We start from the raw sequence: 25,898 nt of genomic DNA, 5'->3' as shown, positions 1-25,898 counted from the left end.
CAGCACACCGACTTTCACCCGAACCGAACGACACCAGCGGCCGCAGCAGCACACTTCGAGGAGGACTGATGGGCAGCGCAACCACTGCCACCAAGCGCGTCACCCCCGACTGTGTCGCGCCCAAGGGGCGTGCTGACGCGGCCCGTAACCGCGAGCGCATCCTCAACGCGGCCCGCGAGGCCTTCGTCGTCCACGGGGCGGACGCGTCCCTCGATGAAATCGCTCGCACTGCGGGGGTCGGAAATGCGACCCTCTACCGGCACTTCCCCGACCGGGACTCGCTCGTGCACGGGGTGATGCATGCCGTCACCGAGCGGATCGCGGAACGGGCGGAGCGGGCACTCGCCGAGGAGGAGAACACCTTCGAGGCACTGCGCCGCTTCGTGTTCGCCGCGATGGAAGAGCGCATCGGCGCGCTCTGTCCCATGCTTTCGGGCCGCTTCGACCCCGACGAGCCGCAGTGTCTGGCGGCACGCACCCGGGTCGAGGGACTGACCCACGAGCTCATCCGGCGGGCGCAGCAGGCGGGCGAGGTGCGTACCGACATCGGCGTCGGCGACGTGACCGTTGTGCTCAGCCAGCTCACCCGGCCACTGCCGGGCGTCGGCGGCCGGCGCATCGAGCGCTTCGTCGAACGCCACGTGCAGCTCTTCCTCGACGGGCTGCGCGCCCCCGGCAAGTCCCAACTACCCGGCCACCCCGCGACCCTGGAGGAACTGCGACAGGACACCTGATCTTCCCCGCCGCAGCAGCGAGCGGTTGCCGCACCGCTCAATTCTCCTCCCCTCCCGAGTCAGTCCTCCCAGCATCTGGATCCGTACGAGCGCGGGGGGCCCGTACGTCTCCGTAGCGGCACCTGTCCTGGACCTGCCGAGAGCCGCACTGAGCGCTCGGCAACGGCCCTCTTACGTCCCATTTTTCGTACTCCGCACCGTGAGGTAGGCACATCCATGCCAGAAACGCCATCTCCGGCCGATACACAGGCCGGGCTCGACCCCCGGCGATGGAAGGCGCTGACCTTCATCGCCATCGCGCAGCTCATGGTCGTCCTCGACGCGACGATCGTGAACATCGCGCTCCCCTCGGCCCAGACCGACCTGGGCATATCCGACGCCAACCGGCAGTGGGTCATCACCGCCTACGCCCTCGCGTTCGGCGGACTGCTGCTCTTCGGCGGCCGGATCGCCGACATGTGGGGCCGCAAGCGCTCCTTCGTGACCGGACTCATCGGCTTCGCGGCAGCCTCGGCCCTCGGCGGCGCCGCGACCGGAGAGGCCATGCTGCTGGCGGCGCGGGCGCTGCAGGGCGCGTTCGGCGCACTGCTCGCACCGGCTGCGCTGTCCCTGCTCGCGGTGATGTTCACCGACGGCAAGGAGCGCGCCAAGGCGTTCGGCATCTACGGCGCCATCGCGGGCGGTGGCGGCGCGATCGGCCTGATCCTGGGCGGTGTGCTGACCGAGTACCTGGACTGGCGCTGGACCTTCTACGTCAACGTCCCGTTCGCGGTCATCGCCGCACTCGGTGCGGCCAGCGTCATCCGTGAGCCGTCCGGCACCCGGAACCGCTCCGCGCTCGACATCCCCGGCGTCATCCTCTCCACGCTCGGCCTCGTCTCGCTGGTGTACGGGTTCACCCGTGCGGAGACCGACGGCTGGAGCGAGGGCGGCACCATCGCCATGTTCGTCGCGGCAGTTGTGCTGCTGGGCGCGTTCGCGCTGGTCGAGTCCAAGCTCCGGGCGCCGCTGCTGCCGCTGCGTGTGGTCACCGACCGCAACCGCGGCGGCGTCTACCTCTCGCTCGGTCTGGCCGTCATCGCGATGTTCGGTCTCTTCCTGTTCCTGACGTACTACCTCCAGGTGGTCAAGGGCTACTCGCCGGTGCGCACCGGTGTGGCCTTCCTGCCGATGGTCGCCGGCATGATCGCCGGCTCCACGCAGATCGGGGCGCGGCTGATGACCCGCGTACCGGCCCGCCTGCTGATGGCACCCGGCTTCCTGACCGCGGCGCTGGGCATGCTGATGCTGACCCAGCTCGAGGTGGACAGCTCCTACCCGGCGCTGATCCTCCCCGCCGAGGTGCTGCTGGGCCTCGGGCTCGGTACGGCGTTCATGCCCGCGATGTCCCTGTCCACGCACGGTGTACGGCCGAGTGACGCGGGTGTCGCCTCCGCCATGGTCAACACCTCGCAGCAGGTCGGTGGCGCCATCGGTACGGCGCTGCTGAACACCATCGCGGCCAGCGCGACCACCTCGTACGTCACCGGACACATGGCCGAGGCCACCAGCAAGCCGGCGCAGAAGATGCTGAAGCTGGAAGCCATGGTGCACGGCTACACCTCGGCGATCTGGTGGGCGGTGGGCATCCTGCTCGTCTCCGCCACGCTCGTGACGGTCCTGGTGAACGCCCGGGGCAACCAGGCTCCCGGCAAGACCCTCGACGGCGAGACCGAAGGCGACGGCCCCGGCGGCGAGCCGGAGCCGGTGCTGGCGGCCATGCACTGACGGTCATGCGCTGACAGCGGCACGCGCCGGCCAGCGGCCCCCGTATCCCTTGCGCAGGGGTACGGGGGCCGCGGTCGTGCTTCCTGCCTGCCGGAGCGGCCCGTGCCAGGGGGGCGGTGACGGACCGCAGCGGGGGAGTGCGAGGAGGGTCACGCAACCAAGAGGGAACACCAGCCGTCTACTCGGGTGAAGGGCGTCGACGACGAGGCCCGCCCGGCGGCCGCGGAGTGGTCCCGACAGCTTGCCCGGAGCAGCTCCACACCGCTCCGACCAGCACCTGAGTGCACTCTGTCACCGTCCTGCCCGCATGGGTAGCCGCGCAGTCTACTGCATGATCGGAAAAATGTTGCGCGGGTTGGGAATTTAGTCCGGATTCCAGCCGTTGACATCTACGCAAGGCGGGCACTCGTGAAGTGTCCGAGTCAGCCACCAGGCCAAAGTTTTCAGACCACTCGCAAGGGAGCACGCATGGCAACCCGTGCCGTCGCCCGTCGTCAGGAGAACACGACCGGTGTCTCCGACACGGCAAGCAGTGTTCGCGCCGCTGGCAGCGAAGTCGCGGACCGCGACCTGGTCGGCATGTATCTCGACGAGATCGCCCGTACGCCGCTGCTGGACGCTGCCAAGGAAGTCGAGCTGTCGCTCGCGATAGAAGCGGGCGTCTACGCCCAGCGTATCCTGGCCGGTCTCGAGAAGCCGGTTTCGAGCGACTCGCCCAGCGCGACCGCCAGCCGTGAGGAGCTGGAGGCCATCGTGGCCGAGGGCGAGCGGGCGAAGGACATCTTCATCCGCTCCAACCTGCGCCTTGTGGTGGCTGTGGCCCGCCGCTACCCGCGCAGCGGCCTGCCCCTGCTGGACCTGATCCAGGAGGGGAACGCCGGACTCGTGCGCGCGGTGGAAAAGTTCGACTACACCAAGGGCTTCAAGTTCTCCACATACGCGACGTGGTGGATCCGTCAGGCCATCACCCGCTCCATCGCCGACCAGTCCCGCACCATCCGGCTCCCCGTCCACCTGGTGGAGGAGCTGGGCCGGATTCGCCGGGTGCAGCGCGAGTTCAACCGCGAGCACGGCCGCGATCCGGAGCCGGAGGAGGTCGCAGCGGAGCTCAACTCCACCCCGGAGCGTGTCACCGACGTGCTCGACTGGGCCCGCGACCCGGTCAGCCTAAACATGTCGGTCGACGACGAGGGCGAGACCCAGTTCGGCGACCTGCTGGAGGACACCTCGGCGGCCTCCCCCGAGCAGTCCGTGCTCACGGTGCTGCGCCGGGAGGAGCTCGACGACCTCATCGGCAGGCTCGACGACCGCACGGCCTCGATCATCAAGGCCCGCTACGGCATGGTTGACGGGCGTGAGCGCACCCTCACCGAGGTCGGCAAGCAGCACGGCCTCACCCGGGAGCGCATCCGCCAGATCGAGAAGCATGCCCTTCTGGAACTGAAGAAGATGGCCCATGCCACGGGCTTCGACGAGGCGGCATAACCCTTCGCCGGGCGGCTCCCCGAGCCTCCCCCATCGTCGTCGGCCCCATAGACGAGCCCCGGTGCCTTCCCCCGAGCGCCGGGGCTCTTTGCTGCCACATCTCTCGTAGGGCCCCGCCCCGGCCCCCGCCCTCGCCCTTTCCCTTTCCGTTCCGTCCCCCCCGTTGTCCGTTCGCGCCCGAAGTGATGCCCGAACGTGTTTACTTTCCGGACACGCGGTCGTAGTCTCACGGAGAACCCACACAGCCGGGCACGGAACGGACCTGAACCCACATGTACGCACCGGAGCGACAGCAGGCCATCCTCCGCATTGCGGAAGAGCAAGGCCGCGTCGACGTGCCGTCCCTGGCGGCCGAGTTCGATGTCACCGCCGAGACGGTGCGCCGCGACCTCAAGGCCCTGGACCGCGCTGGACTGGTGCGCCGCGTCCACGGCGGTGCCATACCCGCAGGACGCCTCGACTTCGAGCCCGACCTGGCTGCCCGGGAGTCCGCGGCGACCGAGGAGAAGGACCGCATCGCGCAGGCCGCCCTCGCCGAACTGCCCCGAGAAGGCAGCGTCGTACTCGACGCCGGCAGCACCACGGCCCGGCTCGCGACGGCCATTCCCATCGACGCCACCCTGACGGTTGTCACCCACGCCCTGCCCACCGCAGCCCGGCTGGCCGACCACGCCGGAATCGAGCTGCACATAGTCGGCGGACGAGTACGACACCGCACCCGCGCAGCCGTCGACGCGTGGGCCCTGCGGACCTACGGCGAGATCAAGGCCGACGTCCTCTTCCTCGCCACCAACGGTTTCTCCGTCGACGGCGGGCTCACCACCCCCGACCTGGCCGAGGCGGCCGTCAAGCGCACGATCATGGCGGCAGCCCGGCATGTGGTCCTGCTCGCTGACTCCACCAAAGCGGGACAGGAGTACTTCGCCCGCTTCGGTGACCTCTCACAGGTCGACCTCCTCATCACCGACACCGGCCTGAGCTTGGACGAGGCGCGAGCCATCGAAGCCCAGGGGACCAACGTCAAACGCGTCTGACGCCCCTTCCCTTCGCCCCCCGGCCCCCCACCCCCGCCCCCACCCCCTCCCCTCCCGCCGTCGCTCCGGCGTACCGCAACGACTCCCTGGACCCGCCCATGACCGTCCTCACCGTCACCCCCAACCCCAGCCTCGACCGCACGTACGAGATCCCCGCCCTGGACCGCGGAGCTGTGCTGCGGGCCGGTGCCGACCGTGTCGATCCGGGCGGCAAGGGCGTCAACGTCTCCCGCGCGGTGGCAGCGGCGGGGCACCCCACGGTCGCGGTACTCCCCGTCGGTGGCCCCGAAGGTGCCCTCCTTTCGCAACTCCTCAGCGACCTCGGCATCGCGGTCGCCGGTGTACCGGTGCGGGGCTCGACCCGTGTCAACATCGCCCTGGCCGAACCGGACGGTGCCCTGACCAAGATCAATGCCGCTGGGCCCGATATCGGCGCCGCCGAGTCCCAGGCGCTCCTGGACACGCTCGCCGCAGAAGCAGCCAGGAGCCAGGCACGCTGGCTCGTGTGCTGCGGCAGCCTTCCGCGCGGCCTCTCCCACGAGTGGTACGCGGCAGTTGTCGCCCGGGCCCGCGAGAACGGTGTCCGGGTCGCACTTGACACCTCGGGACCCGCTCTCGCGGCAGCCCTCCCCGCGCAGCCCGACGTGGTCAAGCCCAACGCCGACGAGCTCGCCGAGGCCGTCGGCCGCCCCCTCACCACTGTCGGAGACGCCGTCAAGGCAGCCGACGAGGTACGGGCGGCGGGCGCGGGAGCGGTACTGGCCAGCCTCGGTGCCACGGGACAGCTCCTCGTGGACGACACCGGCACCTACTTCGCGACCGCCCCCGTCGCCACCGTCCGCAGCGATGTGGGCGCGGGCGACGCCTCGCTTGCGGGATTCCTGACGGCCGGCGGCGCCCGCGCCCAGGCGCTGGTCTCCGCCGTCGCACATGGCGCGGCCGCCGTCCAGCTTCCCGGCAGCCAGATGCCCACCCCGGACGACATCCGTCCGGAAGCGGTCACCGTGACCACCGACGTCCCCCTGGACCTCCCCCTTCTCCCCAATGTCAACGGAGCCGTCCGATGAGCCAGTTGATTACAGCGGAGCTGGTCGATCTCGATCTGTCCGCAACCACCAAGTCCGATGCCGCTCGCTCGCTCGCCGAGCGGATGGTGTCGCTGGGTCGTGTCACCGACCTCGAGGGTTTCCTCGCCGATGTCGAGGCCCGCGAGGCACAGATGCCGACAGGCCTCGAAGGAGGCATCGGCATACCCCACTGCCGCAGCACTCACGTCACCGAACCCACGCTGGCCTTCGGCCGTCCCCGCTCGCCCATCGACTTCGGTGCCGCGGACGGTCCGGCGGACCTCGTCTTCCTGATCGCGGCCCCCGACGGCGCGGACAGCGACCACTTGACCATCCTGTCCTCGCTCGCCCGCCACTTGGCCGACCCCGAGTTCACCGCCGCCCTCCGCACCGTGACGGACCCCGAGCGGGCGAGTGCGCTCATACGCGGGGACGCCGAGTCGGCCACCCCCTCGTCGGCCGAGCAGCCCGAAGCACCGAACGAGACGAGCGACGAGTCGGCGCCCAACGGGACGGGACCACAGCCGCCGGAGCCGGTGCGCACCCAGGCCCCGGCGCAGCCGCAGGAGCCCGGCGATCGGGGCGACGCGGCGCCGGCCTCCGAGCCCTTCCGGATCGTCGCTGTCACCTCCTGCCCCACCGGGATCGCCCACACCTACATGGCCGCCGAGTCCCTGGAGAGAGCAGCCGAGGAGAGCGGGTCCGGCACCGTGATCACGGTCGAGACCCAGGGCTCCGCCGGTTTCCAGCGGCTCGACCCCTCGGTGATCGCCTCCGCCGACGCCGTGATCTTCGCCCACGACGTCGAAGTACGGGAACGGGAGCGCTTCGCCGGCAAGCCCACCGTCGATGTGGGAGTCAAGGCCGCCATCAACCGTCCCGCCGAACTCATCGCAGAGGCGCGCAGCAAGGCCGAACGCGGTGAGACCGCGCCCAAGTCCGCTGCCGGCGCCCCCATGGACGAGGGGGCCGCCGAAGGGGACGGGTACGGAACCCGGCTGCGCACCTGGCTGATGACCGGCGTCAGCTACATGGTTCCGTTCGTCGCTGCGGGCGGACTCCTGATCGCCCTGTCGTTCGCCATCGGCGGCTACGAGGTCGCCGACGCCAAGTCCGTCGCCGACCACTTCGTGTGGAGCGAGGCCCACAGCTGGGCCGCCCTGCTCAACCAGATCGGCGGGCTCGCCTTCGGCTTCCTCGTGCCCGTACTCGCCGGGTACATCGCCTACGGCATGGCCGACCGGCCCGGCCTCGTGCCCGGTTTCGTGGGCGGCGCCGTCGCCGTCCAGATCGAGGCGGGCTTCCTCGGCGGTCTGGTGGCGGGTCTGCTCGCGGGCGGGCTCGTGATGGCCATCCAGAAGATCAACATTCCGGCCGTACTGCGCGGCATCATGCCCGTCGTCGTCATCCCACTGATCTCGTCGGCGATCGTCGGTGCGCTGATGTTCGTCGTCGTCGGCAAGCCGATCGCCACCGCGCAGAAGGCCATGACCGACTGGCTGAGCGGGCTGACCGGCACCAACGCCATTCTGCTCGGGCTGCTCATCGGCTTGATGATGTGCTTCGACCTGGGCGGGCCCGTCAACAAGGTCGCCTACACCTTCGCCACCGGCGGCATCGCCAGCGCCGACCCCAGCAATGGCAGCCTGATGGTGATGGCCGCCGCCATGGGCGCCGGCATGGTGCCGCCCCTGGGCATGGCGCTCGCCACGACCGTGCGCGGAAGCCTCTTCACCAAGACCGAACGGGAGAACGGCAAGGCCGCGTGGGTGCTCGGCGCCTCCTTCATCAGCGAGGGAGCCATTCCGTTCGCCGCCGCCGACCCGCTGCGGGTGATCCCGGCCTCTATGGCGGGCGGAGCCGTCACAGGTGCGCTCTCGATGGCCTTCGGGAGCACACTGCGGGCGCCCCACGGCGGCATCTTCGTCGTGCCGCTGATCGGCTCCCCGCTGCTCTACCTCGTCGCGATCGCGGCCGGGACCGTCGTCACCACAGGCCTGACGCTCATCCTGAAGGGCGCACGCAAGCAGGCACCGAAGGCGGAGAGCACCCCGGGGCAGAAGAGCTCGGAGGCTCGCGTTCCGGCGGGCGTCTGATCCGCTCGCACCCGGTGGTCCACCCGGCGGCGGAACCGTTCCACGGTCCGTCGCCGGGGCCGCCCCGGCCGGCGTCCTCTCCGTCTCGCGACGCCGGGCTCCCGTCGGCTGCCGGAACCACGCTCCCGTCGGCCTCCCGCGCCACGGCTCCGTCAGCTCCCGGCGCCGTGCTCCCGGTGCTCCTCCGGGGAACCGTCCTCCTCCGCTCCGGACAGCGCGGGACCGTAGAGGTCGGTGTACGAGGGAAAGACGCCGCCGGGTCCGTCCACACCACCTGCGGCCCGCACCGCCTTCACCACTGCCCGGGTCACCACGTCGGCGCCTGCGGCCAGTACCTCGTTGAACTCGCCGCCTCGCAGCTCGCGTGCGCTCGTGGCCAGCGCGAAGGCCGTGTCCCCGTCGTGCATCAGATGCACCGGACGCACCGCCCTGGCCAGCCCGTCGTGGGCACTGCCCGCCAGCCGTTGTGCCTGTGGACGGCTGAGACACGCGTCCGTCCCCAGCACCACGAGCGTGGTGTTCAGCGCCGGCCGCAGCGTCCCCGCGGCGCGTCTGGCCGTCTCCTCCTTCGCTTCCGAGCGCAGCATCTCGGCTTCGGCGTGCTCGTCCTCGGACGGGATGTGCGGCAGACCGTCGGCCAGTTCGCCGTAAAGGACGCCTGTCGCCGGGTCCGTCGCCGACCCCGCCGCGTTGAGGACCACCAGCGCGCCGACCACCACTCCCGAGGCCAGCCGGGTGCTCGCCGTGCCTATTCCGCCCTTCAGGCCGCCGACAACAGCTCCCGTCCCGGCACCGACACTGCCTTCCGCGATCTCCGCCCCCGGCTCCGTGGCCGCCGCGGCCTCCACCGCCTGGCGACCCAGCGCCGCGTCCGGCCGCGCCTGCCAGCGTCCCCCGCGGCCCAGGTCGAAGATGACCGCCGCCGGGACCACCGGCACCACCTGCGAGGGGTCGGAGCTCACCGGTACGCCCAGGCCCTGCTCCTCCAGCCAGCCCATCACGCCCGAGGCGGCGTCCAGGCCGAACGCGCTGCCGCCGCTGAGGACGACTGCGTGGATGCGCTCGACCAGGTTCCGCGGGTCCAGGGCGTCCGTCTCGCGCGTTCCCGGGGCCCCGCCCCGCGCTTCCACCCCCGCGACGGCGCCCTCCTGCGGAGCCAGCACCACGGTCGTACCGGTCAGCCAGCCGTCCTCGGTCCGCTGCGCGTGGCCCACGCGCAGGCCGGGCACGTCGGTCAGCGCGTCCCGCGTACCGGTCGGCGGCTCCTGCGGGGGCCGCGGCCCCTGGGCGTCGTGAGTGTCCATGAAGCATCAATACCAGCAGGCGCTTGCAGCGGCCGTACGCTTGAGCCATGAGCCCCGACCCGCAGCCCTCCGTCCGTCCGGATACGCCGCGTGACGCGGCAGCCTCGCTGGTCTTCGACGACCCGCTGAGCCGCCCGTCCTCCGACGACACCGACCGGGGCTGGGGCGAGGGGGCAGGCAGCGTCTCCGGGGGAGCGGACGGCGACCTCGCGCGCTTCCTCGACGAGAAGCCGCCCCACCACCTCTGAGCCCGCCCCAGCACAGCGCCCGACGCCCGTACACAGCTCCGGGCTGTCCGACCGTTTAGCGGTACTGCGCCCCCGAACCACTGCGCTACTTGTGCGTACTGACGCCACCGTCGCGCTGCGTCCCCACCGAACCGTCCAGGCCGACGGCCGAGCCGTCCGGGCCGACCGGTGCGGAACCGCCCTGGGCGCCGGGGAAGCCGTCCCCGGCCGCGCGCTGCGCGAGCAGCACGTCGCGGATCTCCGTGAGCAGCTCGACCTCGGTCTTGGGCACCTCCGCCGGACCGGCCTTGGCCAGCTGCCGCTCCTTGAACTTGTTCATCGGCAGGATCATCAGGAAGTAGACGACCGCCGCCGTGATCAGGAAGGTGAGGGTCGCGCTGAGCACCGGGCCCCAGTGGATCGTGATGCCCGTGGTGACCTCGCCGGTCGGGCTGATCTCGCAGGGACCCTTGAGGCAGGAGCGGTACTTGTCCAGGTCCTTGGTCCCGATGGCGCCCACCAGTGGGTTGATGAAGCCGTTGACGACTGCGTCGACGATCTTGCTGAAGGCTGCTCCGACGACCACGGCAACGGCCAGTTCGACCACGTTGCCGCGCATCAGGAATTCCTTGAAGCCGGCCAGGACGCCCTTCTTCTCGGGTGCGGGTGCGTCGTTGCTCAACGGACTTCCTCTTCCAGAACCAAGTGACGATGCTGACTGCGAGCGGGAGACCGAGGGCACACGGCACTGCGGACAGCGCCCACGGACGGGACCGGCGGCTCACCTGCCCCCGAACACGGTGGTCCATGCACATACGACCCCGGCGCCCACGGTGTGACAGGGGCAGCAGACGGCTCAGCACAGCGTCACCGCCAGCCGGGACTTCGCCGCGGCGCCCGCAAGTGCTGCCGCTGTGCGCCGAGGCACGACGACGACGATCAAAGCGCCCTCGGCTCCGCCGACCGAGACAGTGTCGCCGTACTTCGGCACATGGGCCACTCGGACATTTGCTGCCACCACCCGGGCGGAAGCGCTCTTGGACGTGCTCGCCAGCACATCGATCCGGTCGCCGGGGTGCAGGAGCCGGACCGTTGCCGGGTCGGCGATCCGTACGGGCGCGGAGACGGGAGCCGTCTGCGCACCCTGCTCCGTGACCGATCTCTCAGCGCCCTGCCGCTCCCCGGGGCTGCCGGACCCACCCCTGCCGTCGTCATCTGCCGCACCGCCGCCCGGGGCGGCGACCGCCAGGCCCGCCGCGGAGACGGCAAGCGCGGCGGCGAGGACCCTGCGGCGGCCGCCGGCTCCCCGCCGCCGACGGGCACCCCGTCCGGCACGCACGGGCGGGAAGTCGGGAACGGGGGCGCGCGGCCGCGTACGGGAAGGGGAATGCTCGGGAACCGGGTTCCGGGATCGGGGCACGACGCTCACCACCAGCCATCACAGGGAGAAGCACCGCCTGGTCACGGCCTTCGGTGACCACGGTGAACCCCTCACCGGAATCCCGCTGACGGCCCCGGAAATCTGTGGATGACTGGGCAGTTGTGGACAACTCCGTCACCCGGCAGGGGGACGGGCCCGGTCAGGGCAGCGTTATCCCGGGCTCCAGCCCGCCCAGCGCCGCCCCGCACTCGCACTTGCGCTCGTCCGCGGCGGGCAGTTCGCGTACCGCGTCGAAAAGAACCCCGCGCAGCCGCCCGATGTTCTCGCCGAAGACGCGCAGCACCTCCTCGTGGGAGACGCCGTCACCGGCCTCGGCGCCCGCGTCCAGGTCCGTGACCAGGGCCAAGGAGGAGTAGCACAGCTCCAGCTCACGGGCGAGGATCGCCTCGGGATGCCCGGTCATGCCCACGACGGCCCAGCCCTGTGCCGCATGCCAGCGGGACTCGGCGCGGGTGGAGAACCGCGGGCCCTCGATGACACACATCGTGCCGCCGTCCACCGCCTCCCAGCCCTGGCCGCGGGCAGCCCGCAGCGCGGCCTGCCGGCCGGCCTCGCAGTACGGGTCGGCGAAGGCGACGTGGACGACCTGGGGGATGGTGCCGTCGGTGAGGGTTTCTCCGTCGAAGAAGGTCTGCTGCCGCGACTTCGTACGGTCCACCAACTGGTCCGGCACCACGAGCGTGCCAGGGCCGTACTGCGGCTGGAGGCCGCCCACCGCACAGGGCGCGATGATCTGCCGTACGCCCACCGAACGCAGCGCCCAGATGTTGGCGCGGTAGTTGATGCGGTTCGGCGGCAGGTGGTGGCCGCGGCCGTGGCGCGGGAGGAAGGCGACCCGGCGGCCGCCGGTCTCCCCCAGGAAGAGCGAGTCACTCGGCGGCCCATAGGGCGTCTCGACGGTGACCTCGGTCACATCGTCGAGGAAGGAGTAGAAGCCGGAACCGCCGATGACGCCGATCTCTGCCTGTTCGCTCATGCGGTCACCCTAAGGGCGTACGCCTGGCGCTGGGCAGGGGGAGTGAGCGGGCCCGTTGCCAGGCCCGCGGAGCGGCGGCTCAGGCCGAAGTGCCCGCCTTGGCTGTGCTCTTGCTGTCGCTCTTGCCGGACGACTTCGACTCCGAGGAGGACGAGCCGGAGGACGACGAGTCCGAAGCGGAGGACGAGCTCTTGGAGTCGCCGTTCTTGGCGGACGAGTCCGAGGAGCCCTTGGCGGCGGTGCTGCTACTTGAGGAGGAGCTGCGGCTGTCGTTGCGGTAGAAGCCGGAGCCCTTGAAGACGATGCCGACCGCCGAGAAGACCTTTTTCAGGTTGCCCTGGCAGCTGGGGCATTCGGTCAGCGAGTCGTCCGTGAACTTCTGCACCACCTCGAGGCCCTCGCCGCACTCGGTGCACTGGTACTGGTACGTCGGCACGTTCTTCCTCCTGGCACTCTCACTTGTTGAGTGCTAACAACGCTCCATAGTGCAGCATTCCCGCGCGTCAGTCCACTGGGACCGTCGTTCGGTGACCCAGCCCACGTGCCGCGACCCGCCCATTGTGCGGCGGATGCAGCGCCTTCCTGAAGGCCAGCAGTACAAGCAGGGCCAGGCCGGTACCGGCCAGCGGGGTGAGGAAACCGACGCCGGCTCCCGAGTGGTCCGCGAGCTGACCCGCCACTGTCGAGCCCGCCGCCTGGCCCAGCGCGACCGCGCCCGTCAGCCAGGTGAACGCCTCCGTACGGGAGCCCGCCGGAACCAGCGTCTCGATCAGCGTGAAGCACGTGATCATGCACGGGGCCACACACAGCCCGATCAGCGTCCCCAGCGCGCCCAGCAGCACGGCCCACGGGCCCAGTTGCGCTGCCAGCGCCACCAGCGCAGCGGCAACCACCAAACCGGGGTAGGCGACCAGCAGCCGGGTCTGCGGACCGCGCTTCCATCGGATGGCACCCACGGCGACGGCCGCCAGCATGTTGCCCGCCGCGAAGACCCCGTACATCACGCCGTTGATGCCCGGCCGGCCGATCGACTCGGTGAACGCGGTGAGCGAGACCTGCATACCGCCGAAGACCATCCCGATGCCGAGCACTGCTGCGACCAGCACACGCGCTCCCGGCACGGACAGTGCGGAGGTCGGCCGCCCCGCGTGCTGCGGGGCGGTGGCGTGGCCCTGCTCGCCCGCGGCCGCGTGGACCGGCAGCGGCTGTGTACCGCGCTGCGCGGCGAAGACCAGCCCGCCCACCAGCGAGACACCCGCCTCGGCGGCGAGACCCGCGGCCGGATGCACCCCCGTGCACAGTGCCGTGGCGAGCACCGGGCCGACCACGAACGTGAACTCGTCCGCCACCGACTCGAAGGCAGCTGCCGTCGTCATCAGCGGTGACCCCTGCAACCGTGCCGCCCACCGGGCGCGCACCATGGGGCTGATCTGTGGCGCGGTGGCGCCCGCCGGCACTGCTGCGACGAACAGCGCCCACAGCGGCGCGTCCAGGAGAGCGGCGGAGACCAGCGCTCCGACAGTGAGCGCGTGCAGGAACACCTGGGGGACGAGGACGGCGCCCTGCCCGAACCGGTCGGCGAGCCTGCCGCTCTGCGGCGCGATGAGGGCCATGGCGATGCCCGCAGTCGCGGACACGGCGCCCGCCAGTCCGAACGATCCGGTGGTGTGCTGGACGAGCAGCACGATGCTGATGGTCAGCATCGCGTAGGGCTGGCGTGCCAGGAAGCCCGGCAGCAGGAAGGACCAGGCGCCTTCGGTGCGCAGCAGCTGCCCGTATCCGGGGCGCTCGGAGGAGCGACTGGAGCGCCGGTTCTCGCGTGCCTCGTCGGTCTGTGCGTGGTTGGTCTCGGTGGCCGGGGATTCCACGGCCGGGCCTTTCTGCCGCCTGGTAGCGCGTTCAGGGTGACGCGCCGAGAGCTGTCCTCTCGCGCAGGACCGGGGTAGATACCCGGTCCGGTGCAGGGGTGGGCTTTCCGGACCGTGGCCGCCGAGCGGTCGCGCCAGCTCTGCTTCAGGCAGAGACGGGGTGAATCTTTCCGACCTGAGGATACGGTCAGAAGCAGTTTTTCGTAAAACGTGCCACAAGCCCGGCGCGAAACCGGCCCGCAGCCCGGAGCAACGACCGGCCCTCGGTCCGGCAGCGAACCCGACCTCAGCCCGGAGCAACGAACCGCCTTCAATCCGGCAGCGAACCCGCACTCGGCCCGGCAACCGCGCACCAGCCGGCCCGCCCGCCGCACCGCCCGGCAATCAGCGGCGCACTGCTGTGCTCCCTCCCGAGCCCAGCCAGCCGGCGAGCTTGCCACCGCGGCTGACCGACAGCAGCCGCCGTTCGGTCGCGTCGCGCACCTGGTCGGTCGTCACCACCAGGAGCTCGTCACCGTGCCGCAGCACCGTGGAGGGCAGGGGCACGAAACTCGTGCCCTCGCGCACCACCAGGGTGACGGCGGCGCCCGCGGGGAGGCGCAGTTCGGTGACCTCCACGCCGTGCATCCGGGAGGAGGGCGGGATGGCGACGGACAGCAGGTGTCCGCGCAGCCGCTCCAGGGGCGCGGACTCGATGTCCAGGTCCGCCGCCTCGTCCCTCTCGTCCAGTCGCAGCTTCCGCGCCAGCCAGGGCAGTGTGGGCCCCTGGAGCACGGTGAAGACGACGACCAGCACGAAGACGATGTTGAAGATGCGCTGGCTGCCCTCGACCTCGGCGACCATCGGGATGGTCGCCAGCACAATGGGCACAGCGCCCCGCAGTCCGGCCCAGGAGAGCAGCGCCTTGTCCTGCCAGGGCATACGGAACCGGTCCAGGCACAGGAAGACCGACAGCGGGCGGGCGACCAGGCTGAGGGCCAGCCCGATCAGTATGGCGGGCCAGAAGTCCTTCCACAGGTCGTGCGGGGTCACCAGCAGTCCCAGCAGGACGAACAGACCGATCTGCGCCATCCAGGCCACGCCGTCGGCGAAGCCCCGTACAGCAGGACGGTGCGGCAGTTTGCCGTTTCCCAGGATCAGCGCCGCCACATAGACGGCGAGGAAGCCGGAACCGTGCGCAATCGCACCTCCCGCGTACGCCAGGAAGCACAGTGCCAGCACGGCGATGGGATACAGCCCGGACGCGGGCAGTGCCACATGGCGCATGCCCAGCTCGCCGAGCTTTCCGACGACAAGGCCCACCACCAGTCCGATGGCGAGCTCCAGAAGGATCTCGCCCAGCAGGAAGTACCAGGTGTGGTGCTCGGTGCCGAGTGAGGAGAAGGTGACGACAAGCAGCACGACAGGCGCGTCGTTGAACCCGGACTCGGCTTCGAGTATGCCGGTGAGCCGCTTGGGCAGCGGCACTCTGCGCAGGACGGAGAAGACGGCCGCGGCGTCGGTCGAGGAGACCACGGCACCCATCAGGAGCGACGCCTGCCAGTCGAGGCCGACCAGATAGTGTGCGGCCAGCGCCGTGACGGTCACACTGATGGCCACGCCGAATGTCGACAGTACGGCGGCCGCGGGGATGGCGGGGCGGATGTCGCGCCACTTCGTACCGAGCCCGCCCTCGGCGAGGATCACCACCAGGGCGGTGTATCCGAGGACTTGGGTCAGCGCGGCGTCGGAGAAGCCGAAGCCGATGCCGTCCTGCCCTATGGCGATGCCTATCCCCAGGTAGACGAGCAGGCTGGGCAGCCCGCTGCGCGAGGAGAGACGGACCGCCACGACGGCGATGAGCAGGACGAGGGCGCTGAAGAGCAGGAGCTGGTTGAGGCTGTGGACGGTCAGGGCACGGTCCTCTCTGGCCGGGGCTCTCTCCTTGAGTGCACGAGTCGGGTGCTCCGAGCGCGGGGAATCGGCGCAGGAGCGCGGTTTCTTGAGTGGGCGAGTTGCTGCGTGGGGTGGTTCTGACGGCCTCCTGACATTTTCCTGACGCGTTCTTAACGCCTCGCCCATGGCGAGGCGCGGCTCCCGGACGGTTGTCCGGCAACGACTAGTTCGTTTGGGTAGCTAACAATTTACCATTGCTTGAATATGCCCCCGGGAGAATTTCGTAGGGGGTGACTCGCTGTCCGGGCCCATCGGGGGTCGGCCTATGGTTGCTCCGTACGGACCGCGCCCGTCCGGTCCCCTCAGTCAAGGTCCACCCTGCCCCTCGAAGGACAGCGATGCCCGCCAAGAAGACCTCGCGACGCGCCCGCCTCATCGTGATCGTCGTCGTGCTGCTGCTCGTGGCAGGCATCGGCGGTGGCACCTACTGGGGCATCAGCACCGTCCGGGACTCCTTCCCGCAGACCACCGGAACGCTCAAACTCAAGGGACTGGCCGCCCCGGTGAGCGTGAAGCGGGACAGCAGCGGCATTCCGCAGATCTACGCCGACAACTCCAAGGACCTCTTCCTGGCCCAGGGGTATGTCCAGGCGCAGGACCGCTTCTGGGAGATGGACGTACGCCGCCACATGACCGCCGGGCGGCTCTCGGAGATGTTCGGTGACGGCCAGGTGCAGACCGACGCGTTTCTGCGCACCCTCGGCTGGCGCAAGGCGGCCGAGAAGGAGTACGCGCAACTCCCGCAGGAGACCAAGAAGTTCCTCAAGTCCTACTCCGCGGGCGTCAACGCCTACCTCAAGGACCACAAGGGCTCGGCGCTCTCCGTCGAGTACGCGGCTCTCGACCTCGCGGGCACGGACTACCAGCCCGCCGACTGGTCCCCGGTGGACTCCGTCGCCTGGCTCAAGGCCATGGCCTGGGACCTGCGCGGCAATCTGTCGGACGAGACCGACCGGGCGCTGATGACCAGCCGTCTGGACAAGGAGCAGATCGAGGACCTGTACCCGGAGTACCCGTTCGACAGGAACAAGCCCATACTCGACAAGGGTGCGGTCGACCCCACCACGAAGAAGTTCGACCCGAAGGCCGAGGGCGACGAGGCCGGTTCACAGGGCGGATCGGACGGCCCAGGAACCGGACAGCCCGGCACAGGCGGTGAGCAGCCCGTTGCGGGCTCCGGAGCGGGCGGGACGACTCCCGGCGCCTCCGGGGGTACGAACGGCGCTCAGGGGGCCGGTGAGGCGGCTCAGGGCGCCAGCACGCAGATGGGTGCCGTGGCCGAGAAGCTGGACGAGATCCCCGGACTGCTCGGCCCGAACGGCAGCGGCATCGGCTCCAACTCCTGGGTGGTCTCCGGGAAATACACGACCACCGGCAAGCCGCTGCTGGCCAACGACCCGCACCTGGCACCGCAACTGCCCTCCGTCTGGTACCAGATGGGCCTGCACTGCCGTTCGGTGGACAAGTCCTGCCCCTTCGACGTCTCCGGCTTCACCTTCTCCGGCATGCCCGGCGTCGTCATCGGCCACAACCAGCAGATCTCCTGGGGCATGACCAACCTCGGCGCCGACGTGACCGATCTCTACCTGGAGAAGGTCCGCGACGGGAAGTACCTCTACGACGGCAAGCAAGTGCCGTACCGCACCCGCGAGGAGACCATCAAGGTCGCCGGCGGCAAGGACCGCACCATCACCGTGCGCGAGACCAACAACGGGCCGATCATCTCCGACCGCGACAAGGAACTGCGCAAGGTCGGCGACAAGTCACCCGTCGGCAACGCCGCACCCGACCGCGGCGACGGCTACGCCGTCTCACTGCGGTGGACCGCGCTGGAGCCCTCCAAGACCATGGACGCGGTCTTCAAGCTCAACCGGGCCTCCAACTTCTCCGAATTCCGCTCGGCCGCCCGCGATTTCGCCGTCCCCTCGCAGAACCTCATCTACGCCGACACCAAGGGCAACATCGGCTACCAGGCACCCGGCCGCATCCCGGTGCGCGGCAAGGGCGACGGACGCTACCCCGCGCCCGGCTGGGACCCCGCCTACCGCTGGAAGGGCTACATCCCCCAGCGCGCCCTCCCATGGGAGTACAACCCCAAGCGCGGCTACATCGTGACCGCCAACCAGGCCGTCGTGGACCGCGAGAAATACCCCTACCTGCTCACCGACGACTGGGGCTACGGAGCACGCAGCCAGCGGATCAACGACCTCATCCAGTCGAAGATCAAGGACGGCGGGAAGATCTCCATGGCCGACATGGAGACGATGCAGATGGACAACAGCAGCGAGATCGCCAAGCTGCTGGTGCCCTATCTGCTGAAGATCGAGGTCGACGACAAGTACGTCCGCAACGCGCAGAAGCTGCTGGAGGGCTGGGACTACACCCAGGACTCCGACTCGGCGCCCGCCGCCTATTTCAACGCTGTCTGGCGCAACCTCCTCAAGCTCGCCTTCGGCGACAAGCTGCCCAAGGAACTGCGGGTCAAGGGCGACTGTCTGTACGTCGCGCCCTCCGACGACTCCGGCCCGGTCGACGACCTGAACGGAAACCAGCGACTGGTGCGCGAGTGCGGCCAGCGCGCCCCTGATGACGCACAGCCCGACGGCGGGGACCGCTGGTTCGAGGTCGTACGCAAACTGCTCAAGCAGCCCGACAGCGAGTGGTGGAAGACACGCGACACCTCGACCCGCAAGGGCGACAAGAACCGCGACGACCTGCTGGCGCACGCCATGAAGGACGCACGCTGGGAGCTCACCTCCAAGCTCGGCAAGGACATCAACACCTGGAGCTGGGGCAGGCTGCACCGGCTGATGCTCAAGAACCAGACGATCGGCACCGACGGACCTGGCTTCATGCAGTGGCTGCTCAACCGCGGCCCCTGGGACCTGGGCGGCGGTGAGGCAGCCGTCAACGCCACCGGCTGGAACGCGGCGGGCGGGTACGACGTGACCTGGGTGCCGTCCATGCGGATGGTCGTCGACCTGGACGACATGGACAACTCCCGGTGGATCAACCTCACCGGAGCGTCCGGACACGCCTACAACGCGCACTACACAGACCAGACCGACAAGTGGGCCAAGGGCGAGTTCCTGAAGTGGCCCTACAGCGAGAAGGCGGTCAACAAGGCCACCGAGGACCAGATGGCCCTCACACCCTGACCGCCCTCACGCCTGGCCGGCATCAGCCCTTGATGCCGGCCGGGGCACTGGTCGCCAGTCCCTTCCGGCGTCAGTTTCAGCTCTCCGTGACCCTGAAGCGGTGCACTCCGCTCGGGGTCACGGCCATCTGCACGCGACGGTCGTGCTCCTCACCCTCGATACGGTCGACCACCTCGCCGTCGTACAGCAGCACCGCACACGCCGGCTGCGCGCCGCGGTCCGCGAGCCGGGCGAGCACCCGGTCGTAGCAGCCCGCACCACGCCCCAGCCGCAGCCCGCTGCGGTCCACGGCCAGCCCCGGCAGCAGCACCGCGTCGGCCTGTGTGACCGCCTCCGGGTCGAGCCGGGCGCCGGACGGCTCGCGCAGCCCGCGCCCGGCCGGGACGAGCGCCTCAGGGCCCTCGTAGACCGCCCAGTCGAGGTCGTTGTCCTCCTGGAGCACCGGCAGCAGTACCCGTACGCCCCGCCCGCGCAGCTCCTCCAGCAGAGGGCCGGTTCCCGGCTCGCTGCCGACGGACACATAGGCGGCGACCGTGGTGACGCCGGTCAGCTCCGGCAGCTCCAGCACATGCCGGGCCAGGGAGCGCGCGGCTGCCTGGAGGTCGTCAGGAGTCAACGTTCTCCTCACCGACAGGACAGCACGGCGCAACTCGCGCTTACTACGGTTGCCGACGGCCTCCGGCTCGCCCATGGAATCCCCAGCCCCTTCCGCGCCGTAAAACGCAACAAGCCCAACAAACGCGATAAACGCCGTGGACGCTTATCTTCCACATCAAGTCAGCGGTTATGGTGCGGGACATGACTTCTCCTCGCGCACGGATCACCAAGGCAGTCATCCCCGCAGCCGGCCTCGGCACGCGCTTCCTGCCCGCGACAAAGGCCACACCCAAGGAGATGCTCCCGGTCGTCGACAAGCCCGCGATCCAGTATGTGGTCGAGGAAGCGGTGACCGCCGGGCTCTCGGACGTCCTCATGGTCACCGGCCGCAACAAGCGGCCCCTGGAGGACCACTTCGACCGCAACTACGAGCTGGAGCAGGTGCTCCGCGACAAGGGCGACGACGGAAAGCTCGCCCGGGTGCAGGAGTCCAGCGATCTGGCGACCATGCACTACGTACGGCAGGGCGACCCGCGCGGCCTGGGGCACGCCATCCTGTGCGCCGCGCCGCATGTGGGGGACCAGCCCTTCGCCGTACTGCTGGGCGACGACCTGATCGACCCTCGCGACCCCCTGCTCTCCCGCATGATCGAGGTGCAGGAGGAGCGCGGCGGCAGTGTCATCGCACTGCTGGAGGTCGACCCAGGCAGCATCCACCTGTACGGCGCCGCGGCGGCCGAACGCACCTCCGAAGGCGACGTGGTGCGGGTCTCCGACCTGGTGGAGAAGCCGTCGGCACAGGAGGCGCCCAGCAATCTGGCCATCATCGGCCGCTATGTACTCGACCCGGCCGTCTTCGAGGTACTCAGCAAGACCGAGCCCGGCAGGGGCGGCGAAATCCAGCTCACCGACGCCCTCCAGGCCCTCTCGGCGGACGAGTCCCTGGGCGGCCCCGTGCACGGCGTCGTCTTCAGCGGCCGTCGCTACGACACCGGGGACCGGGGAGACTACCTGCGTGCCATTGTCAGGCTCGCGTGCGAACGTGAGGACCTGGGCCCGGAGTTCCGGGACTGGCTGCGCGGTTACGTCACCGAGGAGATGTAAGTCTTGAGCAAGACCTGGTCGGTCGAGGAGCACCTGGAGGACATCCTCCGCAGCATCCGCCCACTGGACCCCATCGAGCTGAACCTGCTCGACGCGCAGGGCTGCACCCTGGTCGATGACGTCATCGTCCCCGCCGCCCTCCCGCCGTTCGACAACAGCTCCATGGACGGCTACGCCGTACGGACAGCCGACGTCGAGGGCGCCAGTGAGGAGTTCCCCGCGGTGCTCAGCGTCATCGGTGACATCGCGGCAGGCAGCTCCGGCCTGCCCACTGTCGCGTCGGGTGAGGCGGCTCGCATCATGACTGGTGCGCCTCTTCCGCCCGGGGCGGAGGCCGTCGTCCCTGTCGAGTGGACGGACGGCGGCACAGGCGAGGGCCCGGCGGACTCCATGCCCGCACACAGTGCCGCACCAGAGGGTGCCTCCGGCCAGGTCCGTGTGCACCGACCGGTCCTTCCCCGGCAGCATGTACGGGCCAAGGGCAGCGACGTGAAAGCGGGCACTGTCGCACTCAAGGCGGGCACGGTCCTCGGCCCCGCACAAGTGGGCCTGCTGGCGGCCATCGGATGCGGCGCCGTCACCGTCCGCCCGCGCCCCCGCGTGGTGGTCCTCTCCACTGGGAGCGAACTGGTCGCACCAGGGGAGCCGTTGGGCCCCGGACAGATCCACGACGCCAACAGCTATGTGCTGACCGCCGCGGCACGCGCAGCAGGAGCCATCCCCTACCGGGTTGGAGCGGTGGCAGACGACGCGGACACGTTGCGCGCCACCATCGAGGACCAGCTCATCCGGGCCGACCTGGTCGTCACCAGCGGCGGGGTCAGCGTCGGCGCCTACGACGTCGTCAAGGAAGCACTCTCCCGAGTGGACGCCTTCCGGGGCGGCGAGGAGGACGACCGTATGGACGCCGCCGGTGACGCGGTGGAGTTCCGCAGACTGGCGATGCAGCCGGGCAAGCCCCAGGGTTTCGGCCTCATCGGTCCGGACCGCACCCCCATCCTGACGCTCCCGGGCAACCCGGTGAGCGCCTACGTCTCCTTCGAACTGTTCGTCCGTCCGGCACTGCGCACCCTGATGGGCCAGGAGCCTGTCCGGCGCCGGTCCGTGCGTGCCCGGCTGGCCGGTGACGCCGCGCTGACCTCGCCGGAGGGCAAGCGGCAGTTCCTGCGGGGCGACTACGTCCCGCCCGGCGAGGAGGACGAGACAGGCACTGTACGGGCGGTCGGAGGAGCGGGCTCGCACCTGATCGCCGCCCTCGCACAGGCCAACGCACTGATCGACATCCCCGAGAAGACCGACCGGCTGGCCCCCGGGGACGAAGTGACGGTCGTGCCGCTCGACTGACGCACCGGGCCGCACTCTTGCCGCTGCCGGTACCGTGTCTGGGCACAGCACAGGACCGGGAGAACCATGACCAGCCCCCAGCAGCACCTCACTCACGTCGACGCGTCCGGGGCCGCGCGGATGGTCGACGTGTCCGAGAAGGACGTCACCGCCAGGACGGCCCGCGCCACCGGACGCGTGCTCGTCTCGCCGCAGGTGGTCGCGCTGCTCAGGGGCGAGGGCGTGCCCAAGGGAGACGCCCTGGCCACCGCCCGGATCGCGGGGATCATGGGCGCCAAGAAGACCCCGGAACTCATCCCCCTGTGCCACCCTCTCGCCGTCTCCGGCGTCAAGGTCGATCTGTCGGTCGCCGACGACGCTGTCGAGATCGCCGCCCAGGTGAAGACCACCGACCGCACCGGCGTCGAAATGGAAGCACTCACGGCGGTTACGGTCGCCGCCCTGACGGTCATCGACATGGTGAAGGCCGTCGACAAGTCGGCAGCCATCACCGATGTCAAGGTGGAGGAGAAGACCGGCGGCAAGTCAGGGGACTGGACGCGCCGGCCGCTCACCGACGAGGAGGGCGCATGAGTGGTCCCGAGCACCACCAGACCGGGCAGCACCCGCACAACCACGGAGCCGCGCCGTCCCCGCAGCCCCACAGCGTCCCCGGCTCCAGCCCCGGGCACAGCGCCCCCGGCCGCCCCGCGCAGCCCCACCGCGCCCTCGCCGTGACGGCGTCCAACCGCGCCTCCGCCGGGGTCTACGCCGACAAGGGCGGTCCGCTGCTCGTGGAGGGCCTCAAGGGCCTCGGATTCGCAGCAGACGGGCCGCGCGTGGTCCCGGACGGAGAGCCGGTCCGCAAGGCGCTGGAGGAAGCCGTGGAGGCGGGCTACGCCGTCGTCCTGACGACAGGCGGCACCGGCATCTCCCCGACCGACCGGACACCCGAGGTGACGCGGGACGTCCTGGACTACGAGATCCCGGGCATCGCCGAGGCCATCCGCGCCGAAGGGCTGACGAAGGTCCCCACAGCGGCGCTCTCGCGCGGTGTCGCCGGCGTCGCGGGCCGTACCTTGATCGTCAACCTTCCGGGCTCCACAGGCGGCGTCAAGGACGGACTGGCGGTTCTCGCCCGGCTGCTGCCGCACGCCGTCGACCAGATCCACGGCGGCGACCATCCCGCCGAGCCGGACACGTCCCAGCAGTCCGGCGTCCCCAGAGGGGAAGACCCCCGCTGAACGCACCGTGGCCGGCCGAGCTGGCGGACGGTCCCACGGCCCTCCGCCCCATAAAGCTGCGTGACCAGCGGGCCTGGCGCGAGGTCAACCAGCGCAACCGCGAGTGGCTGCGCCCTTGGGAGGCCACCATCCCGCCCGCGCCGCCCGGCCATCTGCCGCCGCGCCGTCCCACCTTCCGCCAGATGGTGCGCCATCTGCGCACCGAGGCACATGCCGGCCGGATGCTTCCTTTTGTCGTGGAGTACGAGGGAAGACTTGCCGGACAGCTGACCGTTGCGGGCATCACCTGGGGTTCCATGTGCTCCGGTCATATCGGCTACTGGATCGACCGCGCAGTAGCGGGACGCGGCGTGATGCCGACAGCTGTGGCGCTCGCGGTGGACCACTGTTTCCGTTCCGTGGGACTGCACCGCGTCGAAGTGTGCATCCGCCCGGAAAACCTCCCCAGCCGCCGCGTGGTGGAAAAGCTCGGCTTCCGGGAGGAAGGCACCCGCCCGCGCTATCTGCACATCGACGGTGCCTGGCGCGACCACCTGGTGTTCGCGCTGACAGCGGAGGAGGTCCCGGAAGGGCTGCTGACCCGCTGGCACCGGTCGCGGCCCGGCCGCTCGACAGAAATAAAATAGACGTTCGAATTGTGGCGTTCTTCCGGACGGCCAGCCCTCTCCCGGCCATTTATCGGCCATTTCCGCGTAGCCCGGACGAGCAGTCACAAAAAAAGTTCGAGGGATCAGCCAGATCGTGCGACACACCGGGCTATTTGGCAGATGGCCTCATGCGATCCCCTCTACCGTGTGAGGGTGAGCAGCAGTGGCCTCATCTACGCAGTCATCGTCGGGGCCTGGGCCGCCTACTTGGTGCCGATGTGGCTTCGCCGACAGGACGAGCTGAACGAAGCCCGTCCGACGGAACGCTTCAGCACCGCCATCCGGCTGCTGTCCGGCAAAGCCGGCATGGAGCGCCGCTACGCGAGGGAAGCGGAGCGGCGCCGGGCGCGCGAGGGGTGGGCAGCGGACGATCCGTACGCGCGGAAGGCGGGAGCCGAGCCCGGCCACCCAGGCGCGTACGGCGACGACGGCTACGTCGATGACGCGTACGAGAGCGACCCGGACGCCGTCACCGAGCAGGCGGTGGACGTCCGGGCCTTCGCCGACCCCAAGACCATGGTCAGTGCCGCCGCTTCGGAAGCGCTGACCGAAGTGCACGCTCACCGCACGCCTGACCGTGCCGCCCGGCCCGTCCCGCACGGCGGCCGCAACGGCCATGGGAGCCGGGACGGTCACGGAAGCCGGAACGGCAACGACCGCTCTGCCGCGCAGGACGGTGTGCACAGCGGCCCCGGCGGCGCGGAGCACCCCGGGCAGGCTCAGCCCGGTCAGCCCGAGACCGAGGAATCCGATTCCGCCCAGTCCGGACAGGACCCCTCCCGGGCGGCCGCGGGGGCCGGCGCGGGCGCGCCACGTGCGCAGACCGCCGAGGCGCGTGCTGCCGCACTGGAGGGCAGGCGCGCCAAGCAGGCCAAGCGAGCCAAGCTGCTGGCCCGACGGCGGCGTACGACGATGCTGCTGTTCCTCGCCTTCACTGTCGGCACGGTCATCGCAGCTGTCCGCGGTCTCGCCCTCCTGTGGGTGCCCGCAATTCCCGCCGTCCTGCTGAGCACCTACATCGTCTACCTGCGCGCCCAGGAGCGACGCCGCTTCGCCTTCACCATGGACCGGCGCCAGGCCGAGGCAGCAGCACGCAGCCTGCACGCCCAGCGGCCGCGCGGCGGTGCCACTGGTGCGTCCGGCCGTCGCCGGGGCGCGGCGCAGGAGGCGGACACCGAACCCCGTCTCGCCGCCCGTGTCGCGCAGGAGGCGGCCCGCGAAGGCCGACGCCCCCGCGCTTCCGTCTCCCCGGACGCCCCGGCGCCCGAGCGGGAGCGCAGCAGTGCCCACCCGGACGCGCACAGTGAGAACCGTACGGACGCCCGCCAGGAGGCCCGCGCCCAGGCGGAGCAGCAGGAGGCCGCCGAACGGCGCGCACTGGTCGAGCAGACCGACCACGCGGAATGGGTCGACCAGCAGCGCGCCCGGGACCGCGACTCCTCCGAGGGCGAGGGCTGGGACCCCGTACCGGTGCCGCTGCCCACCTATGTGAGCGCCCCCGTCGCACCCCGCGCGACGCGCGGCGTCGACCTCGAGGCCCCCGACGCGTGGAGCTCGGCCCGCTCCAGTACAGCGCCCGTCGCCGAGCCGCAGTCCACCGAGGGAGAGGCCGACCCGGCCTCCCGCCCCCACCGCCCCGGCGACCGGGACCGCACCCCCCTCTTCGACCAGTACGAAGACGAGGACCGCCCCCGCGCCGCCAACGAATGACCGCCCCGTGACCAGCGCAGCAACGGATTTCCTCCCGCCCCGACGAGGATGCTAAGGTTTCACCCGTCGCAAGGGCCTGTAGCGCAGTCCGGTAGCGCATCTCGTTCGCAACGAGAGGGTCAGGGGTTCAAATCCCCTCAGGTCCACCGCACGTCAGAGCCCCTGTCGGAGTCATCCGGCA

The 25,898-nt window shown here is 70.3% G+C and carries 22 protein-coding genes and 1 tRNA gene; 15 read left to right on the top strand and 8 right to left on the bottom strand.

Annotated elements, in window-relative coordinates:
- Window positions 1-68: 68 nt before the first annotated feature.
- From ACQEU8_RS33090 to ACQEU8_RS33065, 6 genes are all read left to right on the top strand, one after another.
- The gene (locus ACQEU8_RS33090; RefSeq protein ID WP_433107682.1) at window positions 69-734 is read left to right on the top strand and encodes a TetR/AcrR family transcriptional regulator; all 666 of its coding nucleotides are present in this window, start codon (window positions 69-71) and stop codon (window positions 732-734) included.
- A gap of 216 nt (window positions 735-950) precedes the next feature.
- Entirely contained in the window at window positions 951-2,501 is a 1,551-nt protein-coding gene (locus ACQEU8_RS33085; RefSeq protein WP_433107680.1) for an MFS transporter, read from the top strand.
- Between the two features lie 468 nt (window positions 2,502-2,969).
- Window positions 2,970-3,986: a sigma-70 family RNA polymerase sigma factor gene (locus ACQEU8_RS33080; RefSeq protein ID WP_433107678.1), complete on the top strand. Its 1,017-nt coding sequence runs from the start codon at window positions 2,970-2,972 to the stop codon at window positions 3,984-3,986.
- Between the two features lie 272 nt (window positions 3,987-4,258).
- Window positions 4,259-5,020 (top strand): DeoR/GlpR family DNA-binding transcription regulator, encoded by a 762-nt coding sequence (locus ACQEU8_RS33075; RefSeq protein ID WP_433107676.1) that lies wholly within the window; start codon window positions 4,259-4,261, stop codon window positions 5,018-5,020.
- A gap of 98 nt (window positions 5,021-5,118) precedes the next feature.
- A complete protein-coding gene (gene pfkB / locus ACQEU8_RS33070) occupies window positions 5,119-6,087 on the top strand; it encodes a 1-phosphofructokinase (RefSeq protein WP_433107674.1) in 969 nt (322 codons plus the stop codon).
- Window positions 6,084-8,183 (top strand): fructose-specific PTS transporter subunit EIIC, encoded by a 2,100-nt coding sequence (locus tag ACQEU8_RS33065; RefSeq protein ID WP_433107672.1) that lies wholly within the window; start codon window positions 6,084-6,086, stop codon window positions 8,181-8,183. The genes pfkB and ACQEU8_RS33065 overlap by 4 nt, the downstream gene beginning before the upstream one ends.
- 152 nt (window positions 8,184-8,335) lie before the next feature.
- On the opposite strand, the gene ACQEU8_RS33060 is transcribed toward ACQEU8_RS33065, so the two are convergent.
- Window positions 8,336-9,487, bottom strand: a complete 1,152-nt coding sequence (locus ACQEU8_RS33060) for a P1 family peptidase (protein WP_433107670.1) — start codon at window positions 9,485-9,487, stop codon at window positions 8,336-8,338.
- 47 nt (window positions 9,488-9,534) lie between these two features.
- On the opposite strand from ACQEU8_RS33060, the gene ACQEU8_RS33055 reads away from it, so the two are divergent.
- Window positions 9,535-9,735: a hypothetical protein gene (locus tag ACQEU8_RS33055; protein WP_433107668.1), complete on the top strand. Its 201-nt coding sequence runs from the start codon at window positions 9,535-9,537 to the stop codon at window positions 9,733-9,735.
- A gap of 85 nt (window positions 9,736-9,820) precedes the next feature.
- Here the strand turns inward: ACQEU8_RS33055 and mscL are convergent, their stop codons facing one another.
- The 6 genes from mscL to ACQEU8_RS33025 form a co-directional block, all read right to left on the bottom strand.
- Window positions 9,821-10,396, bottom strand: coding sequence for a large conductance mechanosensitive channel protein MscL (gene mscL / locus ACQEU8_RS33050; RefSeq protein WP_433107666.1), 576 nt, complete (start codon window positions 10,394-10,396; stop codon window positions 9,821-9,823).
- A 174-nt stretch (window positions 10,397-10,570) separates the two neighbouring features.
- Complete coding sequence (locus ACQEU8_RS33045) at window positions 10,571-11,053, bottom strand: hypothetical protein (RefSeq protein ID WP_433107664.1); 483 nt, start codon at window positions 11,051-11,053, stop codon at window positions 10,571-10,573.
- A 241-nt stretch (window positions 11,054-11,294) separates the two neighbouring features.
- Window positions 11,295-12,131, bottom strand: a complete 837-nt coding sequence (locus tag ACQEU8_RS33040; protein WP_433107662.1) for an S-methyl-5'-thioadenosine phosphorylase — start codon at window positions 12,129-12,131, stop codon at window positions 11,295-11,297.
- A gap of 79 nt (window positions 12,132-12,210) precedes the next feature.
- Entirely contained in the window at window positions 12,211-12,567 is a 357-nt protein-coding gene (locus tag ACQEU8_RS33035; RefSeq protein ID WP_433107660.1) for an FmdB family zinc ribbon protein, read from the bottom strand.
- Between the two features lie 67 nt (window positions 12,568-12,634).
- Window positions 12,635-13,900, bottom strand: coding sequence for an MFS transporter (locus ACQEU8_RS33030; protein ID WP_433108894.1), 1,266 nt, complete (start codon window positions 13,898-13,900; stop codon window positions 12,635-12,637).
- Between the two features lie 483 nt (window positions 13,901-14,383).
- Entirely contained in the window at window positions 14,384-15,892 is a 1,509-nt protein-coding gene (locus tag ACQEU8_RS33025; RefSeq protein ID WP_433108892.1) for a potassium/proton antiporter, read from the bottom strand.
- A gap of 380 nt (window positions 15,893-16,272) precedes the next feature.
- Here ACQEU8_RS33025 and ACQEU8_RS33020 point away from each other — a divergent pair, with 380 nt between their 5' ends.
- Window positions 16,273-19,092, top strand: coding sequence for a penicillin acylase family protein (locus tag ACQEU8_RS33020; protein WP_433107658.1), 2,820 nt, complete (start codon window positions 16,273-16,275; stop codon window positions 19,090-19,092).
- Window positions 19,093-19,168: 76 nt separating this feature from the next.
- Here the strand turns inward: ACQEU8_RS33020 and ACQEU8_RS33015 are convergent, their stop codons facing one another.
- Window positions 19,169-19,783, bottom strand: a complete 615-nt coding sequence (locus ACQEU8_RS33015) for a 5-formyltetrahydrofolate cyclo-ligase (protein WP_433107656.1) — start codon at window positions 19,781-19,783, stop codon at window positions 19,169-19,171.
- 107 nt (window positions 19,784-19,890) lie between these two features.
- Between ACQEU8_RS33015 and galU the strand changes: the two genes are divergently transcribed.
- The 7 genes from galU (at window position 19,891) to ACQEU8_RS32980 (ending at window position 25,863) form a co-directional block, all read left to right on the top strand.
- On the top strand, window positions 19,891-20,793 hold the full coding sequence (gene galU, locus ACQEU8_RS33010; protein WP_433107654.1) for a UTP--glucose-1-phosphate uridylyltransferase GalU: 903 nt from the start codon (window positions 19,891-19,893) through the stop codon (window positions 20,791-20,793).
- 3 nt (window positions 20,794-20,796) lie between these two features.
- Window positions 20,797-22,137 (top strand): molybdotransferase-like divisome protein Glp, encoded by a 1,341-nt coding sequence (gene glp / locus ACQEU8_RS33005; RefSeq protein WP_433107652.1) that lies wholly within the window; start codon window positions 20,797-20,799, stop codon window positions 22,135-22,137.
- Between the two features lie 66 nt (window positions 22,138-22,203).
- Window positions 22,204-22,710, top strand: coding sequence for a cyclic pyranopterin monophosphate synthase MoaC (gene moaC / locus ACQEU8_RS33000; RefSeq protein ID WP_433107650.1), 507 nt, complete (start codon window positions 22,204-22,206; stop codon window positions 22,708-22,710).
- Window positions 22,707-23,360: a MogA/MoaB family molybdenum cofactor biosynthesis protein gene (locus ACQEU8_RS32995; protein WP_433107648.1), complete on the top strand. Its 654-nt coding sequence runs from the start codon at window positions 22,707-22,709 to the stop codon at window positions 23,358-23,360. The genes moaC and ACQEU8_RS32995 overlap by 4 nt, the downstream gene beginning before the upstream one ends.
- A complete protein-coding gene (locus tag ACQEU8_RS32990) occupies window positions 23,357-23,986 on the top strand; it encodes a GNAT family N-acetyltransferase (protein ID WP_433108890.1) in 630 nt (209 codons plus the stop codon). Before ACQEU8_RS32995 ends, ACQEU8_RS32990 begins: the two co-directional genes overlap by 4 nt.
- Window positions 23,987-24,160: 174 nt before the next feature.
- Entirely contained in the window at window positions 24,161-25,717 is a 1,557-nt protein-coding gene (locus ACQEU8_RS32985) for a hypothetical protein (RefSeq protein WP_433107646.1), read from the top strand.
- 72 nt (window positions 25,718-25,789) lie between these two features.
- Window positions 25,790-25,863: transfer RNA gene (locus tag ACQEU8_RS32980), tRNA-Ala, on the top strand.
- Window positions 25,864-25,898: the final 35 nt, after the last annotated feature.

This window comes from Streptomyces sp. CA-250714 (assembly GCF_050936705.1).
Taxonomy (GTDB): Bacteria; Actinomycetota; Actinomycetes; order Streptomycetales; family Streptomycetaceae; genus Streptomyces.
The sequence above is the reverse complement of the archived record's forward strand: the minus strand, read 5'-3'. Positions and strand labels throughout refer to the sequence as shown.

What these genes read in the sequence shown, in the direction of transcription:
- ACQEU8_RS33090 (WP_433107682.1), top strand. Translation starts at nt 69, where the DNA reads ATGGGCAGCGCAACCACTGCCACCAAGCGCGTCACCCCCGACTGTGTC.
- ACQEU8_RS33085 (WP_433107680.1), top strand. Translation starts at nt 951, where the DNA reads ATGCCAGAAACGCCATCTCCGGCCGATACACAGGCCGGGCTCGACCCC.
- ACQEU8_RS33080 (WP_433107678.1), top strand. Translation starts at nt 2,970, where the DNA reads ATGGCAACCCGTGCCGTCGCCCGTCGTCAGGAGAACACGACCGGTGTC.
- ACQEU8_RS33075 (WP_433107676.1), top strand. Translation starts at nt 4,259, where the DNA reads ATGTACGCACCGGAGCGACAGCAGGCCATCCTCCGCATTGCGGAAGAG.
- pfkB (WP_433107674.1), top strand. Translation starts at nt 5,119, where the DNA reads ATGACCGTCCTCACCGTCACCCCCAACCCCAGCCTCGACCGCACGTAC.
- ACQEU8_RS33065 (WP_433107672.1), top strand. Translation starts at nt 6,084, where the DNA reads ATGAGCCAGTTGATTACAGCGGAGCTGGTCGATCTCGATCTGTCCGCA.
- ACQEU8_RS33060 (WP_433107670.1), bottom strand. Translation starts at nt 9,487, where the DNA reads ATGGACACTCACGACGCCCAGGGGCCGCGGCCCCCGCAGGAGCCGCCG.
- ACQEU8_RS33055 (WP_433107668.1), top strand. Translation starts at nt 9,535, where the DNA reads ATGAGCCCCGACCCGCAGCCCTCCGTCCGTCCGGATACGCCGCGTGAC.
- ACQEU8_RS33040 (WP_433107662.1), bottom strand. Translation starts at nt 12,131, where the DNA reads ATGAGCGAACAGGCAGAGATCGGCGTCATCGGCGGTTCCGGCTTCTAC.
- ACQEU8_RS33020 (WP_433107658.1), top strand. Translation starts at nt 16,273, where the DNA reads ATGCCCGCCAAGAAGACCTCGCGACGCGCCCGCCTCATCGTGATCGTC.
- ACQEU8_RS33015 (WP_433107656.1), bottom strand. Translation starts at nt 19,783, where the DNA reads ATGGGCGAGCCGGAGGCCGTCGGCAACCGTAGTAAGCGCGAGTTGCGC.
- galU (WP_433107654.1), top strand. Translation starts at nt 19,891, where the DNA reads ATGACTTCTCCTCGCGCACGGATCACCAAGGCAGTCATCCCCGCAGCC.
- moaC (WP_433107650.1), top strand. Translation starts at nt 22,204, where the DNA reads ATGACCAGCCCCCAGCAGCACCTCACTCACGTCGACGCGTCCGGGGCC.
- ACQEU8_RS32995 (WP_433107648.1), top strand. Translation starts at nt 22,707, where the DNA reads ATGAGTGGTCCCGAGCACCACCAGACCGGGCAGCACCCGCACAACCAC.